At 70.1% G+C, this 17,372-nt stretch carries 12 protein-coding genes; 8 read left to right on the top strand and 4 right to left on the bottom strand.

Annotation, left to right across the window (positions count from 1 at the left end; genetic code table 11):
• Positions 1-5: 5 nt before the first annotated feature.
• Positions 6-2,066: a cellulose binding domain-containing protein gene (locus AB0B68_RS17170; RefSeq protein ID WP_357260951.1), complete on the top strand. Its 2,061-nt coding sequence runs from the start codon at positions 6-8 to the stop codon at positions 2,064-2,066.
• A gap of 49 nt (positions 2,067-2,115) precedes the next feature.
• Here the strand turns inward: AB0B68_RS17170 and AB0B68_RS17165 are convergent, their stop codons facing one another.
• Positions 2,116-2,859, bottom strand: coding sequence for a helix-turn-helix transcriptional regulator (locus AB0B68_RS17165; protein ID WP_124857253.1), 744 nt, complete (start codon positions 2,857-2,859; stop codon positions 2,116-2,118).
• Positions 2,860-2,913: 54 nt separating this feature from the next.
• On the opposite strand from AB0B68_RS17165, the gene AB0B68_RS17160 reads away from it, so the two are divergent.
• Positions 2,914-4,059 (top strand): MFS transporter, encoded by a 1,146-nt coding sequence (locus tag AB0B68_RS17160; RefSeq protein WP_357202386.1) that lies wholly within the window; start codon positions 2,914-2,916, stop codon positions 4,057-4,059.
• A 125-nt stretch (positions 4,060-4,184) separates the two neighbouring features.
• On the opposite strand, the gene AB0B68_RS17155 is transcribed toward AB0B68_RS17160, so the two are convergent.
• A complete protein-coding gene (locus AB0B68_RS17155; protein WP_357260949.1) occupies positions 4,185-6,539 on the bottom strand; it encodes a VWD domain-containing protein in 2,355 nt (784 codons plus the stop codon).
• Complete coding sequence (locus AB0B68_RS17150) at positions 6,536-7,138, bottom strand: hypothetical protein (protein ID WP_357260946.1); 603 nt, start codon at positions 7,136-7,138, stop codon at positions 6,536-6,538. The genes AB0B68_RS17155 and AB0B68_RS17150 overlap by 4 nt, the downstream gene beginning before the upstream one ends.
• A gap of 186 nt (positions 7,139-7,324) precedes the next feature.
• Between AB0B68_RS17150 and AB0B68_RS17145 the strand changes: the two genes are divergently transcribed.
• The 3 genes from AB0B68_RS17145 (at position 7,325) to AB0B68_RS17135 (ending at position 9,368) form a co-directional block, all read left to right on the top strand.
• Positions 7,325-8,137, top strand: a complete 813-nt coding sequence (locus tag AB0B68_RS17145) for an SAM-dependent methyltransferase (RefSeq protein ID WP_357260943.1) — start codon at positions 7,325-7,327, stop codon at positions 8,135-8,137.
• 248 nt (positions 8,138-8,385) lie between these two features.
• Complete coding sequence (locus AB0B68_RS17140; protein WP_357260940.1) at positions 8,386-9,186, top strand: helix-turn-helix transcriptional regulator; 801 nt, start codon at positions 8,386-8,388, stop codon at positions 9,184-9,186.
• Complete coding sequence (locus AB0B68_RS17135; protein WP_357208616.1) at positions 9,177-9,368, top strand: DUF397 domain-containing protein; 192 nt, start codon at positions 9,177-9,179, stop codon at positions 9,366-9,368. The genes AB0B68_RS17140 and AB0B68_RS17135 overlap by 10 nt, the downstream gene beginning before the upstream one ends.
• A 66-nt stretch (positions 9,369-9,434) precedes the next feature.
• Here the strand turns inward: AB0B68_RS17135 and AB0B68_RS17130 are convergent, their stop codons facing one another.
• Positions 9,435-12,239 carry a M14 family zinc carboxypeptidase gene (locus tag AB0B68_RS17130; protein ID WP_357260937.1) on the bottom strand — a complete coding sequence of 935 codons (2,805 nt, stop codon included), beginning with the start codon at positions 12,237-12,239 and terminating at the stop codon, positions 9,435-9,437.
• A 168-nt stretch (positions 12,240-12,407) separates the two neighbouring features.
• Here AB0B68_RS17130 and AB0B68_RS17125 point away from each other — a divergent pair, with 168 nt between their 5' ends.
• The 3 genes from AB0B68_RS17125 to AB0B68_RS17115 all read left to right on the top strand — a co-directional run bounded on the left by AB0B68_RS17125 (position 12,408) and on the right by AB0B68_RS17115 (position 17,351).
• Positions 12,408-12,791, top strand: a complete 384-nt coding sequence (locus tag AB0B68_RS17125; RefSeq protein ID WP_357201800.1) for a hypothetical protein — start codon at positions 12,408-12,410, stop codon at positions 12,789-12,791.
• A gap of 194 nt (positions 12,792-12,985) precedes the next feature.
• Positions 12,986-15,079 (top strand): hypothetical protein, encoded by a 2,094-nt coding sequence (locus AB0B68_RS17120; protein ID WP_357260934.1) that lies wholly within the window; start codon positions 12,986-12,988, stop codon positions 15,077-15,079.
• A 10-nt stretch (positions 15,080-15,089) separates the two neighbouring features.
• Positions 15,090-17,351, top strand: coding sequence for a hypothetical protein (locus AB0B68_RS17115; protein WP_357260931.1), 2,262 nt, complete (start codon positions 15,090-15,092; stop codon positions 17,349-17,351).
• Positions 17,352-17,372 lie beyond the last annotated feature (21 nt).

Here is a 17,372-nt window from a genome sequence, read left to right as displayed (position 1 = left end):
CGCCCATGCGTAAACCGAAGACCCGAGCAGCACTCCTGGCGGGCCTGCTGCTCGCCGCGAGCGCGCTCGCGGGCGTCAACCCACCAACCGCCAGCGCGGCGGCCGACCCGGTCACCGTGACCGTCAACACCCGCGCGGGACTGGCGAGCGTGCCGGACACCGCTCTCGGCGTCAACCACGCCATCTGGGACTCGAACCTCGGCACCGCCGAGACGTCGGACCTGCTCAGAGATGCCGGTGTGCAGATGATGCGCTACCCCGGCGGCTCGTACGCCGACATCTACCACTGGAAGGACCACACCGCGCCCGGCGGTTACGTCGCGCCGGGGACCGACTTCGACACCTTCATGGCGGCGGTCCGGCGCGTCGGCGCGCAGCCGATGATCATCGCGAACTACGGCACCGGCTCGCCCGCCGAGGCAGCCGACTGGGTGCGGTACGCCAACGTGACCAAGGGCTACGACGCGCGTTACTGGACCGTCGGCAACGAGAACTACGGCAACGGCCACTACGGATCCGCGTGGGAGGCCGACGACCACCCCGACAAGAGCGCCACACAGTACGCGAGGCTGGTCGTCGAGTACGCCGACGCGATGAAGGCTGTCGACCCGAGCATCAAGGTCGGAGCGGTGCTGACCATGCCGGGCAACTGGCCGGACGGGATCACCGCCGGCAGCGATCCGGGCCCGTGGAACCAGACAGTGCTCTCCATCGCCGGCCCGAAGATCGACTTCGTGGACGTGCACTGGTACCCGGGCGGCACCGCCGCCGAGTCGCTGGCCCGCGTCAACCACCTCCCCGACGCCACCTACCTGCTGCGGCAGCAGCTCGCCAGGTACGCCGGCCCGAACGCCGACCGCATCGGCATCAGCTTCACCGAGCTGAACGTCGACGCCGGCCGGAACACCCAACCGGCCGCCCTGTTCCTCGCCGACGTCTACAGCGGTCTGCTGGAGAACGGCGTCTTCACCGCCCACTGGTGGAACGTGCACAACGGCATGGGCACCGTGACGCAGGTGGCCGGTCAGACCGACTACGGCGACTTCGGGATGCTCTCCAGCGGAGCCTGCACGGAGGACGGCTCGGTCTGTCAACCGCCGCTGAACACACCGTTCGCGCCGTACCACGGGCTGAGCATGATGAAGCTCTTCGCGAAGACCGGCGACCAGTTCGTTCGCGCTGGTACCGACGAGCCCCTGGTCACCGCCCACGCCGTCCGCCGGAGCAACGGTGACCTCGCCGTGCTTCTGGTGAACAAGGACCCGGACAACGACCACCCGGTCACCATCGACTACTCCGGGTTCACCCCGTCGACCGTCGCGCCGACGGTGTCCACCCTCACCAACGGGGCCACCGGCATCGTCACCAGCCAGTCCGGCTCGGCGACCAGCCGGACGCTGCCCGCGTACTCGTTGACGACGCTCGTGCTGCGTGCGGCCGGCACCACCGCCGGACGGCCGACGGCACCGGGCCAGCCGACCGCGAGCGGCGTCACCGACCGCGCCGCGACGATCACCTGGCCGGCGTCCGCCCCGGGCGCCAGCCCGATCGCCAAGTACGAGGTGCACCGGCAGTTCGGCGCGGTCAGCGAGCAGGTCGGCGAGACGACGAGCACCTCGTTCACCGTCGACAACCTCGTGCCGGGCAGCAGGTACACAGTCAACGTGTTGGCCCGCGACACCGCCGGGCGGGTCTCCTGGGCCTCACCGCCGCTGACCTTCGCCACCGGCAGCCCTGCCGCCAGTACGTGCACCGTCCGCTTCAGCGCCAACAACGACTGGGGCAACGGTTACATCGGTGGCGTCGAGATCATCAACAACGGGTCCAGCCCCATCAACGGCTGGACGCTCACCTGGACCTGGCCCACCGGTTGGCAACAGGTGAGCAGCGGTTGGAGCGCCACCTGGGAACAGGTCGGCACCGCGGTGCGGGTCACGCCCACCACCGACAACCGGCAGATCGCCGCCGGCGGCACGGTGAGCGCCGGCTTCGTCGGCGCGTACGGCGGGCCGAACGTGCTGCCCACGGCGTTCACCCTCAACGGCACCATCTGCGCCACCGGCTGACGCCGCGACGGTCGGCTGGCCCGTTCGTCGGGTCAGCCGGCCGTCCCTGCTATCCGCGCTCGTGTCTGCCCGGGGTGTGCCCGAAGGCCCGGCGGAAGACGTCGATGAACGCGCTGGCGGAGGACCATCCACACCGATGCGCCACGGCGGTGACCGGAACATCCTCGGCCAGCATCACCAGAGCACGGTGCAGCCGCAGTTGGGTACGCCACTGCGGGAAGGTCATGCCGAGGTCGGAGCGGAACAGGCGGGACAGCGTACGGTCGCTTCCGCCGACCTGCCTGCCGAGCGCGGCCAGGGTGCGGTTGTCGGCCGGGTCGGCGTACAGGATCGCGCAGAGTGCCTTCAGTCGGGGCTCGGTGGGCGTGGGCAGGCGCACGGGCTGCGTGGCCGAGGACCGTAACTGGTCGAGCAGAACGGCCCGCAGCCGCGCACGCGCGGGGCTGTCATCCTGGGGTGCGCGGGTGTAGGCGAGGATCAGCTCGCGCAGCAGCGGCCCGACGGCCAGTACGGTCGGCTCCGTCAGATTCAGCGGGTCCTCGGTCGCGGGCAGGCCGATCAGGTGCAGTTCGAGTGCGCCGTGGGCCTGGTGCGCGTGCGCGGTTCCGGCGGGCACCCAGATGGCGCGGCTGGCGGGGACGACCCAGGAACCCGCGTCGGTGGTAATGGCCAGCACGCCACGGGCGGCGTAGACGATCTGATGGTCGTCGTGGCGGTGCACGTCGATGACGGACCCGGACGCCAGCTGCTGGGCGCGAGTCGGTGCCACCGGCCGATGGCGGATTTTCGTCATTGGTTGGCAGATTATCGGAAGCCCGACAGGCCGGGAAGCGGCGAGCATAGCGGCGTGCCGAGAAACAGAACGATCATCCTGCTATCCGTCGGGCATGGTTGCGTGGACGTCTACCAGGGGGCTGTGGCGGCGCTCATACCGTTCTTCATCGCCGAGCGTGCCTACACCTACGCGGCAGCTTCCGGCCTTGTGCTCGCCGCCTCGCTGCTCTCCTCGGTGGCGCAACCGCTGTTCGGTGCGCTGACGGACCGGTGGGCAATGCCCTGGCTGTTGCCACTGAGCACGATCCTGGGCGGACTGGGAATCGCATGCAGCGGAATCACCGGTTCGTACCCGATGACGCTGGCGTTCGTGGCCGTCTCCGGGATCGGAGTCGCGGCGTACCACCCCGAGTCCGCCCGGGTCGCGCGGATCGCCAGCGGCGGAAGCCACGCCGGGATGGGTTGGTTCTCCCTCGGCGGCAACCTCGGCTTCGCCGTAGCGCCCATTCTGGTCGCCGCCGTCGTCGCCAGCCGCGGTCTGCGACTCACTCCGTTGCTCGTGGTGCCGGCCCTCGCGGGCAGCGTGCTGTGCCTGCCCGTCCTTCGCGCGCTGCGTCCGACGACGGGGGCCGGTTCCGACACTCCGCGGTGGATCGGGACCGACGACAGGGCGTCGTTCGGCCGGCTGTCGCTGGCCGTGGTCTGCCGCTCCATCGCGTTCGCGGGTCTGAGCACATTCCTGGCGCTCTACGCGCCGCAGCGCACCGGCGGGGGAACCTCGGCGGGAACGGCGGCGCTGGTGGTGCTCTACCTCGGTGGAGCGGTGGGTACGGTGCTCGGGGGCAACCTGGCCGGCCGCTGGGACCGGGTCACCGTCGTGCGCTGGTCGTACCTGGTGAGCGTCGCCGCCGTCGCGGGGGTAGTGCTCGTCCCCGGGCCGGCGTTCTATCTGTTCGTGGCGCTCACCTCGGCCGGGCTCTACATTCCGTTCTCTCTCCAGATCACCCTTGGCCAGGACTATCTTCCGACCCGCGTCGGCACCGCGAGTGGCATCACACTGGGCCTGGCCGTCAGCGCCGGCGGCCTGGTCAGTCCACTCATCGGCGGTGTCGCCGACGCGATCTCCCTCCAGGTCGCCCTCGCCCCGCTGATTCTGATGCCCGCGCTCAGTTGGCTGCTGTTCCGTACCCTCCCCGAGCCTGCCCCGCCGAGGCGCTGAAGCAAGCACGTTCGGGTTGGCACCTGACGCACTCCCCGAAGTGTGTGATGTCTGTGAGTCATCACGATGACTCACAGACATCACGCTCGTCCGGGAAGGGTCGGCCCCCACAACAGCCGCCGCAGTCAGCGCCCCTGGCGCATGATGACGGTGGCCGAGCCGGTGTCGTCCGCCCACGGGTCGAGCACGAGGGTGTACGTGCCGCGCTTCGGCAGCGGACCCGTCTCGAACCGGCCGGTCCCGCCGATGATGCAGCCGCTGCCCATCGGGTCGCCGTCCGGGCCGGTCAGGAGCAGGATGCCGCACCGGTCAGGCAGACTCCCGGCAGTCACCACGACGGTGACGCGACGACCGGCGTCGGCGGTGAACCTCAGCCGGCTCACCGCACCCGGTCTGCTGACGGTCAGGGTGGCGGCTCGGCCGTCCGCGACGCTGTCGGCCTCCTCGTCGTGAGCGTCGCGTAGCCGCACGTCCGCCGAGCCGGTGTCGGTGGAGGTCCCGTCGACCTCCAGCACGTACCGGCCGGTGGCTGGCAGGACGAACCCGTCGACATGTCCCTGGCCGCCGATCACGCAGCCGCTGGTCACCTGTTCACCGGCCGGGTCGCGCAGGCGCAGCAGGTTGCACCGGTCCGGCACTGTGGCGTCGGTGACCTGGAGGAAGATCTTCTGACCGGCGCGGCCGTCGAAGGCCAGGCGGCTGACCGCGCCCGGTTGGGCGAGCGTCGCCCGGACCGCGGGCCCGTCCAGCGTGAGCGTCTTCTCCTCGTCGGTCACCGCAACGACCCGTACGGTTGCCCGACCGAGGTCGGCATCCCACGGATCGAGCACCACCTGATGGTCGCCGGTGGCCGTCAACGTGGTCGTGTCGATGAAGCCGGCACCGGAGATGACACAGCCGGTCGCCAGTTGCCGGCCCTGCGGGTCGAGCAGCAGCAACACGCCGCAGCGATCCGGCACGGTGGCGGCGGGTACCTCCACGAAGATCTTCTGACCGGCCCGGCCCGGCACCTTCGTCGCGGCCGTGGCGCCGGCCCGGGTCACCTCCAGCTCGACATCACCGGCGGCAGGCACGTCGCGCTGCGCGCGGGCGGCGTCCTCGGCGAACGCCACCTGCCCGGTGAGGCCGACGTCGAGCACACAGTCGGCGAAAATCTGCGGGTCGGTGACACCGGCGCGCCGGCAGACGAGTTCGGCGGTGGCCCGGTTGGGCAGGTCCCCGACGGTGAGCAGTCGGTCCGGGAACCGCCGGTCGGTGAACGTGCCGGTGTTCTGCCCCGGCTCGTAATCGAACAGCGACCGTTGCGCCTCGACGCGCCAACTGTCGGCGAAGCCCGGGTACAGCGCCTCGAAGGTGGGCGGCTGCGCCACCCGCTTGCCGTTGCGGACCGTCAGGTCGTCGCCTGGGTCACCGTCATGGTCGCCGAGCAGACCCTGCAGCGTCCCGGCCCAGGCGGTGGGCGCGCTGACGCTCACGCTCAGCCCCCACACCCCGATCGGCTGCGCGGTCAGTCGCGCGCCGCCCGGCCACTGCACTGTCACAGTGCCGTCTCCCCAGGTGGTGACGGTGCCACCGTGCGGCAGCTTCACCCCGTCCGGCGCGGACACCGGCGCGGCGCCGTTCACCCGGACCGCAGGACCGTCGGGTGTGGCGTACACGCCGACCCGGTCACCGGCCACCCGAGCGGCGACTGCCGAGTTGACGGCCACCACCGAGCTGGCCGGGAACATCGTCTGTCGTACCTGGACCTCGAAGTCGTCGGTCGTCGAGCGGGTCAGGACGAACTCACCGGCGGCCTGGAAGTCGTAGCGCAGACCGTCGTAGGTGAGCAGGTGCGGGTCGCCGTTGCTGTTCGCGCACCGGTAACCCTTGCCGATCACCGAGATCGAACAACCGCCACCACCGGGCGGTCGGGGCTTGGGCTGGTCGCAGTCCTTGCCGTTGGACGGGAGTTTCACACCGCTGTACGTCGTGCGCAGTGGCACACCGACCGCCTTGCGGTACGCGTTCTCCGCCAACACCGCGTGCACCTCGGCCGGGTCCGCAGTGCTGGCCTGTTGACCGCCCTGCGTGCAGAACTGGCCCCGGTTGGTGTCGTTCACCTCGTCGAGGGCATGGTTCATCTCGTGGATCAGGGTGGCGCACTGGTCCTCGGTGAAACCCGCCCCCTCCTCCGACAGCGCCCGCCCGTCGTTCTCCGGCACCCAGTTGATCTGCACGTCACTGCCCGGGACGTACGTGGTGGTGCTGCTCTCCGAGCCGAAAATGGGTCTACGCACCTTGATTTGCTTGCCGGAGCGTTCCAGCTCGTCGAGCACGGCGCCGTTGCCGGAGCCGCGGATCTGTCCGACGCAGCCCGCGTACTCGGCTTGCAGGTCGCTGTTGACGCTGACCACGGCGGACGCCGCCTGTGGGGCGAGCAGCACCAGGACGCCCGCCAGCACGACGCCCATTCGCACTCGGCTCCGCAACCCGGTCACCCGCCCCTCACCTCGAACGCGACAGTGCCCTGCTCGGCCGTCGCGGCGCAGGCGTCCGCCGGCACACCGCGCAGCGGCGCTCGCAGGTAGCCCAGGACCAGCCGGTACGCCCCCGGTTGGTCGACCGGCCACCACGTGACGGTGGCCCCGCCCCGCCCGTCCGGCGCGGAGGTGGTCAGCGCCGCGCCGACCGGGCTCTGCGGGTCGCTGCCCAGCGTCAGCTCCACCGACCCACGCGGGGGCACCCGTACCAGGTTCTCGATCAGGTACGCGGTGAAGTCCCGGTAGTAGGCCGCGCCGCCGATCGCGGGCGCCACCGCCGTGCCGTCGCGGGTCAACGACATGACCGTCACCGCCCCGTCCGGCACCCGACTGAGCTGGCACTCGGCGTCGCGGTTGTTGACCAGCCTCAGCAGCAGGCTGATCTGCTCACCCACCCGGTACGACGGCTGCGACGCGCTGACCGTCAGGCCGACAGTCGCCGTGCCGCTGGTCGGTGTCGGTGACGGACGCGACCGTCTGCACCCGGCCGTGGTGACCAGCAGCAGTACGGCGAGACCGCCGGCGATCACCACCGTCCCTGCGCGGGGTACGCCCATGGGCCGCGAGCCTCCTCCGGGTGCCGACGGTCGGCACAGATCCCGGCCAGCCTGCGCCGAAGGGTGCCGCGAGCGCTGTCGCGATCCGGCCCGGCGGATGTCCGCTAGCCGACCCGGAGGGCCGAAAATCGATCATCGCGGGCGTTATGCTGCGGGACCGGACAGCCGGGGGAGAGGTGGTCGATCATGACGCAGTCGCAGTCGCAGTCGCAGTCGGAGGCAGCCCTGCAACCGGACAGGCCGAACGCGGCGCGGATGTTCGACTACTACCTCGGCGGGAAGGACAACTTCGCCGCCGACCGGGCCGCCGCCGAGATGGTGTTGCAGGTGGCGCCGTGGATGCCCGAGGCTGCCCGGCAGGGTCGTGACCTGATCGCCCGGACGGTCCGGCACCTCGTGCAGGAGAGGGACATCCGACAGATCATCGACCTCGGGTCCGGGCTGCCGACCCGGGACAACGTCCACGAGATCGCGCACCGCATCGACCCGGACGTGCGGGTCGTCTACGTCGACAACGATCCGGTGGTCTCCGCGCACGGCCGTGCGTTGCTCGCCGACTCGCCGACGGTGTCGGTGGTCCAGGCCGACCTGCGCGACCCCGAGCAGGTGCTCGGCCACCCCGAGATCAGCGCCGCGATCGAATTCGAAAGCCCGGTCGCGGTACTGATGATGTTCGTGCTGCACCTGGTGCCCGACGAGCAGGATCCGCAGCGGATCGTGGCCACCTACCGCGACGCGCTCGCCCCCGGCAGCTACCTGGCGCTGTCGCACGCCAGCACCGACACGCACCCCGACCTGATGGCCCGGATCTCCGCGATCTACGCGCGAGCGAACAGCCCCTTCGTGCCGAGGAGCCACGCGGACATCTCCCGGTTCTTCGGCGACTTCGTCCTGGAGTCGCCCGGGCTGGTCAACATGTGGCCGTACGACGAGCCGCCGGCCACCGAGGACCCACAGGTCGCCCGCACCGGCTACAGCGGCGTCGCCCGCAAACCCTGAGCCGGGTCGGTAGGCGGGTCGCCCCCGTGCGGCACGATCCACTCAGGTTTGCGGACGTCGGGGTGTTCCTGGCCGTCCAACACCCCGACTTCCCGGAAAGCGAGTGGATCAGCCCCCACCGGCCGCGCCGTTGGTGACACTCCGCTGTGGAGGCCATTACGCTCAGACGGTGGCTCACGGAATCGGGTCGAGCTGACGAAGCGTTCCACGCCGGATAGCGGTGTGAGTAGTTGTGGGGAGAACACAAAATGGCCGACCTGCCACATCCGCTCGCCGCGTTCATCGTCGCCGAGATTCGCCGCGCCCGAGGGGCCTCCGGGATGACCCAGGATGCCTTCGGCCGGGGCGCGGGCTTCAGCGCCTCCCACGTCAGCGCCGTGGAGAGCGAGACGCGGGCCCTGACGTTGGACTTCATCAAGGGTGCCGACCGGGCGTTCAAGAACGGCGGCCTGTTCGAGCGCATGGTCGCGAAGCTGGGGGCACCATCCTGGTTCCTGCCGTGGCTGGACGCCGAACGTGTCGCGACTCAACTCCGGTCCTGGCAACCGTCCCTGATTCCCGGCCTGCTGCAGACCGAGTACTACGCCCGAGCGGTCATTCGCTGTGACGACATGCTCAGCGATGAGGAAGTTAACAAGCGGCTCTCGGCTCGGCTCGACCGGCAGTCGATCCTCACTCAGCCGAAGGCACCGCAATTCGTTGCGGTCATCGGGGAGGAGGTGCTGCGGCGGGCGGGCGAGGAATTTCGGGCGGTCATGGTCGGGCAGATCACGCACTTGTTGACCTTGGCCGAACGCCCGAACATCAGTGTTCACATCGTGCCGTGTGACGTGAGCATGCACGCCGGGCTGACCGGCCCGTTCATCCTGGCCCGGGCCGCCGATGGCAACTGGGTCGGCCAGTTGGAGAACCAGCTTGGCGGGGCGGTCATCGACAACGACGATGACGTGGCTACGCTTCTGTCGAAGTGGGAGACCATACGGAACGAGGCCCTACCTCGGCGGCAGTCAACTGACTTGATGAAGGAAGTGGTGACGTCATGGACCTGATCGACGCTACGTGGCGCAAGTCCACTCGCAGCGGCTCCAGCGGTGGCGACTGTGTAGAGGTCGCGGACAATCTCCCCGGTATTGTCGGCGTGCGGGACTCGAAGGACCCGGAGGGGCCGGCGCTGGTCTTCGAGCCGATGGCCTGGCAGGCGTTCGTCGCCGAGGTCGCCCACCGGTCATAGCCTCACCAGACGCCGAAGCGCCCGTCCCCAGCCGAGGGGACGGGCGCTTCGCCGTGTACGGGTTGGTCAGCTGACCACCGACCGCAGCGGCACCTCCGCGTCGCGCAGCGCGCGTACCAGATCCCTGGCGAACGGGTGTTCGTCCACCTGGAGCCCCTGCGGGTTCGGGATCACGACGTACGCCGAACCGTTCTTCTCGGACGCCTGCGCGTCGGTGGTGAAGCGTTCGACGATCGCCCGGGTGCGGGGCAGGTCACCGGCCGCCACCTGGATGGTGATCGGCCGCCAGTCGCCGCTCAGGTCCGGCGTCACCGGCGCGGCGGCGGCGCTGGCGCGCGCCGCGTCGACACCGGCCGGGCGTCGGGCGTCCGACGCGGCGGTCGCCGGGTAGAGCAGCGCGTTGGCGACCAGGTGCAGGCCATTTTCGTTGTACGCGCGGAAGAGCGGATTGAACGCGAACAGCACCGCCCGACCGGCGCCGGTCGGTTCGTCGACGACGGCGGCCGTGCCCTTCAACGTCTCCGCGCCGACTGTGAAACCGTTGGCCCAGAAGGTGTCACCCGTCGGGTAGGTGAGCACGTTCGTCCCGGTGGTGCTCGGGGTGAGGATCGGGTCGCTGTTGTTGAACTCGAAGTCCTCCGCCGGGCGACCCAGCGCCACCGGGCTGTTCCGGTCGACGTCGACGCGCAGGTGCGAGCCGATCACCAGGTAGTCAGCGGGCTTCGTCTTCTCGGTGGTCGAGGTGAGCCCGGCGGCGCGGGCGACCCGGGTGCCCTCGTTGCGCAGCCCGAGGTAGGTGTGGCCCCGGCCGATCCAGTCGCGCAGGTTGGCCTGCCCGGCGGCGCTCAGGCCGCCGGTGGCGCTGCTGCCGTCCGGCACCAGCAGCACGGTACGCCCGGTGAACGCCTCGGTGTTGTCGTTGATGTCAGCCGTGGTGACCGGTGTGAGGTCGAGCCCCCACCGCTTGCCGAGCACGTAGCGGGCCTCGCCGTGCGAGCCCGAGGTGGTGGAGATGCCGGTGCCCTGGAACAACCCCACGTCGGGCAGGTCGAGGCGGGTGCCGGCGGGCCGACCGCCCGGGGTCAGGGTGACGCCGAGCCCCTTGGCCAGTTCGTCCACGGTCCGGTTCACCGTGGCCGCCGGGATGGCGACCCTGCTGGTCGTGAGGTCACGGACCAGGGGTACGCCACGGCCGAGCAGGGTGAAGGTGAACTCCGCGGCGGCGGCCGAGTCCAGCGGGTACGTGTACGAGCCCCAGGGCCACGCCGCGCCGGTGCGACCGCCGGAGACCTTGCGCACCAGTTCGGCCCTCGGCCGGACGGTGTCTCCGGTGTAGATGGTGTTGATGCCCATCAGCAGCGGGTTGCTCCAGGACGACACGTCGTAGAAGTACGGGAACGGGACGTACGGGTCCTCGCCCATGACGGCCTGGATCCAGTGCTTCTGCGGCTGGTCCATCGGAATCCAGTACGCGCCCTTGGGCACTGTCACGTTCGTGGCGCTACGCCCGCCGAAGACCCGTGCGGTGGGCACCCGGGTCGTCTTCTGCACCTCGTACACCTCGACGTCCATCCGGCGTAGCCGCTCGACGAGTTGGCGGACGTCGGCGAGTTGCCGGTCGGGCAGCAGGAAGTACGAGCGGATGGTGAGGTCCGGCACCGGGAACTGCACCTCGTTGGTGGGCTGCACCACCTCGTTCGGCTCCAGGGTGCCCGCCCTGCCCTGGGCGAGCGCGTCGGTCCAGATGTCGAAGTAGCCGTCCAGCACCTCGCGCTTGTTGGCGGCGGCCCAGCCGAGCGTCGACCACTGGGTGTGGAACTGCTGCTGGACCCGGTCGGCCACCGCCGACGCGCTGCCCTTCTCGTACGTCATGCCGGCCGCGCCGAAGCCGGTGGTCGGCACGGTGTCGCCGTAGCCCATGAAGAACATGTCGTACGTGTCGTAGTTGAAGTAGCACTCGGTGGTGACGGTGTCGTCGCAGGCCCCGTTGAAGCCGAAGCCGGCCTTGTTGGCCTCGCCGATGCGGTTGATCCAGTCCACCGCCTCCCCGGCGATCTCGTGGTGGATCGGATCGGCGTTGGGCGGGAAGAAGTACTGCCGGCCGCCCATCTCGTGTGCGTCGATGAACACCTGCGGCGGGTAGCGGCGCAGCAGTTCGAGCTTGCCGTCGGTCTCCTGTTGGGTGCGGGCGAACCAGTCCCGGTTCAGGTCGAAGCCGAACTCGTTCTGCCGGCGGGTCGCGTCACGGCCGTCCGGGTTTTGAGTGGGGACGATGATGGTGACCAGGTTGTCGTTGCGCTGGGCGACAGCGCAGGACAGACCCGCTGCCAACTCGTAGAGCGTCTTGAGCGCCGCGTCGGCGCCGCTCTTCTCTCCGCCGTGCACGTTCGCGGTGACCCAGACGATGGCCGGGCTGTCCTTCGCCGTCCGGGCGGCCGTTCGCGCGCTGGTCCGGCGAGGGTCGCGCAGGTTCCGGATGTCGTCGGCGATCTCGCGGAGCGCGGCGGGCCGCACGTGGCGTTCGTTGGACACCACCGCGTACGGCAACGGCTGGCCGAGCACACTGGTGGTCATCACGCCGGTCACGACCCGGTTCGAGGCGCGATCGACCGCCCCGAGGTATGTCCGGACCTCGTCGTTGGTGACGACCCGCTCCTGTCCCGCGCCGAGCGGGAAGCCGAGCACGGCGTCCGGGCTGGGCACTGTGGTCAGCCGGGCGGTCGGGTCGCTGCTGCAGGGGGTCGGCCGGGCGGCGCTCGCGGCTGCCGGGCCGCTGAGCAGGGGTGCCATACCGAGCAGGAGCGCGATCGTGGCGGCGTTGGCCAGCCGCTTCGCAGGGAGGGTCCAGAACGGACGCGACGATGGGGCCATGTCTCGGGTTCCCTTCTTGGGGGAAAGCCTCGCAGTGGCCGGAGCCTATGGACGGGCGGGCGCGACGGTCAAGCTCTGATCGACTTCGGTGACTGCGAGGGCTGCCGAGGGCCACGCCGGCTGGCAGGATGACGGAGTGGGGTTGGCCTTCGCCGGAAGGAGAAGACGTTGCCCGCGTCTCAGGAGACGATCACGCTGTCGGTCTGTCCGGATCTTCCCTCTGCCGATGCTCGACGTTCTCTGGGGTCCTGGCTTCGCGCCGAGAACCGGCTCCGTGACAGTGTGACCACCGCGCCCGCCGCGGGTGCCACTGACGTGCTGGTGGTCGCCGTCGACGGCGGCGGCGCCATCATGGTGCTGGTGCAGGCGATCGCCGGCTGGTTGACCCACCGCCGCGACGACGTGACGGTGCGGCTCACCGGTGCGGACGGCTGGTCGGCCGAGTTGGACGTCCGCGGTGCTCGTGACATGGATCAGGTGACAGCGCTCATCGAGGCTGCGGTGCGTGCTCTGGCCGATCACCGACCGACGGTCGAGACGAACGACCGCTGAGCCGCTCCGGCCCGAGCAGGTCGACCGGCCGTCCGCACCCGACGGCAGACGATGTGCACCCGCCTCGACGATGACCGATATCGATCGCTGCACGATCACCCGGCCACGCGCTCCGAAGTGGATCCATGTCGGGTTCTCGACCCAGCGCTACCGCCCGAATCCCCTTGCCCGGACAGTGCACTGCGCCGGAGGAGGTGGGGAAGTTGGGGCAACCGACGGGCGAGACCGTCATGATCCGGGACTGGTTCAGTGTGCCGCGGGTGTCCGCCGAGAACCGGGCGGCGGTCTACGGCGTACGGACCCAGGATCCGCGGGTGGAGTTCGTCGCGCTGACCGTACGGTACTGGGTGGACGCGCACGCCACCCGCTCGATGACCCGCGACCGGGTGTTGCAGGCGATGACCGGCCGGATCTCCGCCGACAACGTCTGGGACCTGGTCGCGATGCTGGCGAGGCTCGGGCTGGCCGAGGAGTTCTTCGACCTGGCGGCCTCCGACGTCGACGCGGACGGCGCGTTCCGACGGTTCCTGCTCGGCCTCGACCCCGCGCTGTTCGACGCGATGCGCCACTACGCGGCCTGGAACGGCATCAATCCGAAGCTGTTCCTCGACGGCTTCCTGGTGGGCGTCGGGGAGTCGTTGGCGACTGTGGTGGTCGACCTCGGCAAACTGATGCAACTGGTCGGTCGGCTCCAGCAGGAGCAGTTCACCACCCTGATCGTGCTCACCGTGGACCCCCGGGCCGGCCTGCGACGTCTTGCCGAGCAGGCCACCGTCGTCCGCGAGGCGCTGGCCGGCGTCGTGGCCGCGCTGGACCCGAGCACAGTGCCCGAGCGGCTGCTGACGCTCTGGCGCGGCTGGGCGACGGAATTCGGGCGGCACCTGGAGGATCTCGATCCGTTCGCCGCCGGCCGGCTGCTCGGCCGGATCGCCGGCGACCTGTTCCAGGTGCTGACCGGCCTGGTCCACCTGGTCCGGCTACTCGGTGGCGTGGCGGTGCGCGCCGCGATCCGGTACGTGCCGCTGCTGATCGTGGGCGCCCGGGAGGCTGCCGCCGAGGTCCGTCTCCTGACCACCCAGATCGCCGCGCTGCTCGTCGCGATCGGCCGGGCGGCACTGCTCGCCACGCCGCAGGTAGGCCTGGCGGTGCTGCGTACCCTGTTCCCCCCGAAGGTGCTCGACGCGTTGTTCCGGCACGGCCGGGCGCTGCTCGTCGATGCCGAGCTGACCCTGACGGTGTTCAACCAGGCCGCGCACGCCGAGGCGTTCGCCGGGGCGGGTGCGGGCGCCCGGCTCAGCGCGCTGATCAGCGCCGACGGCAAACCGGTCCTGATGGCGTGCATGTCGGAGACCGTGTCGTCGGCAGGTCGTTCGGCCAGCCGAGCGGAGCTGAACCAGGCGCTCGACGAGATCATCAAGCGGGTCGAGGACCTGCGCGAGCTCAAACCGCCCAAGACCCCCCGCGACATCCGGGCCGCCGCAGTGCGGGCCGCCATCGCCCGTCAGCTCGAGCAGCGCCTGACCACCGTGTTCAACCGGGCGTTGCAGACCGCCGCGTACGAGGAGTTCCGCGCGCTGCGGAAGGCCGGGCAGGCACAACCGTGGCGGCTCGGCCAACAGGTACACCGGCGGATGGCTGCCGAGACCGCCCAGTTGGTCGCTCGCTCACCGGGGTTGCAGCCGTTCGCGGAGAAGTCGCTCGCCACTGTCGTCGAAGCGGTCCGCGCGGCCAACCCGGAGCTGGCTGCGGCCCTGCGTGGCTCCGACGCGGTGCTACGGCAGACGGTCGCTCAACTCCTGCTCAGCCACCCGGACCGGGACCTGCTGCTGCGTCTCGTCGGGTTCACCAGGAGCCCGGCCGCGGCCGGCGCGGAAAAGGCGTTGGCCACCCACCTCGCCGAGCGGTTCGGCTGGAAGGCGTCCACCACCGTCGGTGAGCTTCGCAGCGACCTGCTGTTGGTCGATTCGGAGGCGGCCCGGGTCACCAACGTGGACTGGACCGCGTCGACGAAGCTGGAGCGCTTCGAGAAGACGTGGGGCACGGTCGCCGACGACCTCGGCGAGGCGTTCGACGGTCGCTGGGAGGCGATCGCGGACGCCTACCAGCGGGCCAGCAAGGGCGGGGTGCCGGCTGAGGTCGTCGCCGGCCTGGAGGAGCTGACGGCGCACGCGGTGCGAGAGACCGTCGTCCGGCAGGCCGCCCTCAGCCAGTTGTTTCCCGGGTTCTTCGTCACCTCGCACGAAATGACCTACCAGGGTCTGCACGCCCTTTACAAACTGCCACTTTAGAGGAGCACCGATGGGTGAAGTCGTCGTCGCCGAGGCGGACCTGGCGACGCTGGGGTTCAGTAACGCGCACTCCGACCGCTACGTCTACTCCAACTACTTCGTGCCGGTCCAGCTCACCTTCGACGACGGGCAGACGCCGCTGTTGCCCTTCTACGTCAAGCAGGCGTTGATCGAGGCGATGCGGTACGGCGGGCTCTCCCAGGACCGGCTGCCGCACCTGCTCAAGGAACTCGGTCTGTCGGAGCTGTGGAAGGCCAACGACATGGACGCCGCCGAGGCGGCGCTGCCGGGGCAGGACTCCGGCATGATCTACCGGGAGCCGCCGGCTCGGCGCCAGAGCATCCTCGGCGACCAGGAGGCGGAGTTCGTCGCCGGCCTGCTCCAGTCCGACGTGGGCATCGCGTTCCTCGACCGGACCCGGATCCGGCCGGTGGGCTTCGCGCTCGGCGAGCACGTCTACGCGTTGGCGCTCGCGCCCGGCGAGGAGGCGGTGCTGGAGCAGCGCACCTACACCAAGCGTGAGCTGACCCTGGAGGAGCAGGACGAGACCGAGAGGCAGACGGACGTCGAGCTGACCAGCGCGCTCACCACGGAACTACAGGAGGGCTTCGAGCGGCAGAAGTCGCTCACCGACACCTGGGGGCTCAACGCCAGCCACACCGGCCAGTACACCAGCCCGACCGGTGTCTGGGGCACCTTCAACGCCAGCCACACGATCGGCTACACGCGCAGCGTGACGGCGGCCAGCCAGGAGACCAGCCGCCGTGCGGTGAAGGACAGTCAGACCGCCACCTCCAAGGTCGCCGCCCGCTACCGCACCCAGCACAAGACCGACTTCAAGCTGGTGAGCGAGACCGGCATGGAGTCGACCTCGAAGCGGACCGTCCGCAATCCCAACCGGGTAACGCCGATCACGCTGCACTACTTCAAGGTGCTGCAACGCCTGGAGCTGGCCCACGAACGGTACGGCGCCAGGGTGTGCTGGGCGCCGACGGTGAAGGACCCGGCGCTGGCGTTCGCCAAGAAGATCACAGACGGGCGCCAGCGGATCAGAGACAACGCTCTCGCCGCGCTGCCCACCATGCCGGTAAAGCCGGTGCGCCCCGCACCCGGCGTGCCGGCCGCCGTGGAGACCCGCACCATCCACTCCCCGGTGGTCACACTCGACAAGTGGGGCTTCACCGGCGACATGAGCGCCGACTACGACATCGACGTCACCTTCGACAGCGGGTGGGAGTGGGACGGTGACATCGAGACCATTCGGCAGAACCTCAACCTGATCACCCGCCGGCCGCCGACGGGCATCGCGGCTCGGGTGGTCGGCGTTCCGGTGGTCACCGACGTCAACGGTCAGCCGGCACTGCGGGTACGCATCCACGTCGGCGCGGCCAGCTGGCTCGCCGGTCCCGGCGCCGACGTGCAGCTCGCCGCCACGTTCCGGCGTACCCCGACGCAGGTCGACCAGAATGCCGACGACGCCGCCTACAACGCGCTGGTGGCTGGCTATCTCACGGATCTGCAAGCCTGGCAGGACACGCGCGAGGCGGCGCTGGCGGCGGCCGAGGAGGCCGGGGACGAGTTCGAGGCGCGGCTGCGCGGCGGCTACTCACCGGTCAACGAGATGGTCTCGCAGATCGTCGAGGCGCACTTCCCGGCCAGTGTGCGGGACGAGGCGTGGGAGATTGACTTCTGGCACCGCGTCTTCGACTGGGAGCGCGCCTCGTTCGTGTCGTACCCCGGCTGGTGGTCAGCCGGTGACGCCCGTGCCCCCGAGCGCGACCCGAGCGACTTCCTCAACGCCAGCTGGGCCAAGCTCTACCTCCCGGTGCGGGCCGGTATGGAGCTTGCCGCGCTGCGGTGGATCTTCGGCAAGGCGGTGGCGACCCGGCTCGCGCCGGCGGTGGAGGAGCAACTGGCCGCGTTCGTCGACGAACTGGCAGCGTTCCGCACCAGTCACCTCGGCACCGGCGACGAGATGCCCGACCTGACCAGCGAGTGCCAGGAGGTGCCGGAGCGGGTCTACTGCCTTGCCAAGTGGGCCGAGCTGATGCCCACCGACGGCACTCACCTGGAGGTCGTGCAGGGTGCGACGACCGCGGCGGACGCGATCACCAGCAAGGAGATCACGGACGCGGAGGCTCTGCGGGCCGCGCTGCTCGACGGCGAGCTGCAGACCAACCGGCTCAAGACCAGGGCGTACGACCAGATGACCGGGGCCGCGGACGTCGACATCCACCTCGGCACGTCGGGTAACAGCAGCCCGACGGCGTGACGCACTGGCGGTTCACCGCCG

Origin of the sequence: Micromonospora sp. NPDC049049 (assembly GCF_040649115.1) — a bacterium.
Lineage (GTDB): Bacteria > Actinomycetota > Actinomycetes > Mycobacteriales > Micromonosporaceae > Micromonospora.
The sequence above is the reverse complement of the archived record's forward strand: the minus strand, read 5'-3'. Positions and strand labels throughout refer to the sequence as shown.

Coding starts and splice junctions, on each gene's coding strand:
- AB0B68_RS17145 (WP_357260943.1), top strand. CDS start 7,325: ATGACGCAGTCGCAGTCGCAGTCGCAGTCGGAGGCAGCCCTGCAACCG.
- AB0B68_RS17170 (WP_357260951.1), top strand. CDS start 6: ATGCGTAAACCGAAGACCCGAGCAGCACTCCTGGCGGGCCTGCTGCTC.
- AB0B68_RS17135 (WP_357208616.1), top strand. CDS start 9,177: ATGGACCTGATCGACGCTACGTGGCGCAAGTCCACTCGCAGCGGCTCC.
- AB0B68_RS17130 (WP_357260937.1), bottom strand. CDS start 12,239: ATGGCCCCATCGTCGCGTCCGTTCTGGACCCTCCCTGCGAAGCGGCTG.
- AB0B68_RS17140 (WP_357260940.1), top strand. CDS start 8,386: ATGGCCGACCTGCCACATCCGCTCGCCGCGTTCATCGTCGCCGAGATT.
- AB0B68_RS17150 (WP_357260946.1), bottom strand. CDS start 7,138: ATGGGCGTACCCCGCGCAGGGACGGTGGTGATCGCCGGCGGTCTCGCC.
- AB0B68_RS17165 (WP_124857253.1), bottom strand. CDS start 2,859: ATGACGAAAATCCGCCATCGGCCGGTGGCACCGACTCGCGCCCAGCAG.
- AB0B68_RS17115 (WP_357260931.1), top strand. CDS start 15,090: ATGGGTGAAGTCGTCGTCGCCGAGGCGGACCTGGCGACGCTGGGGTTC.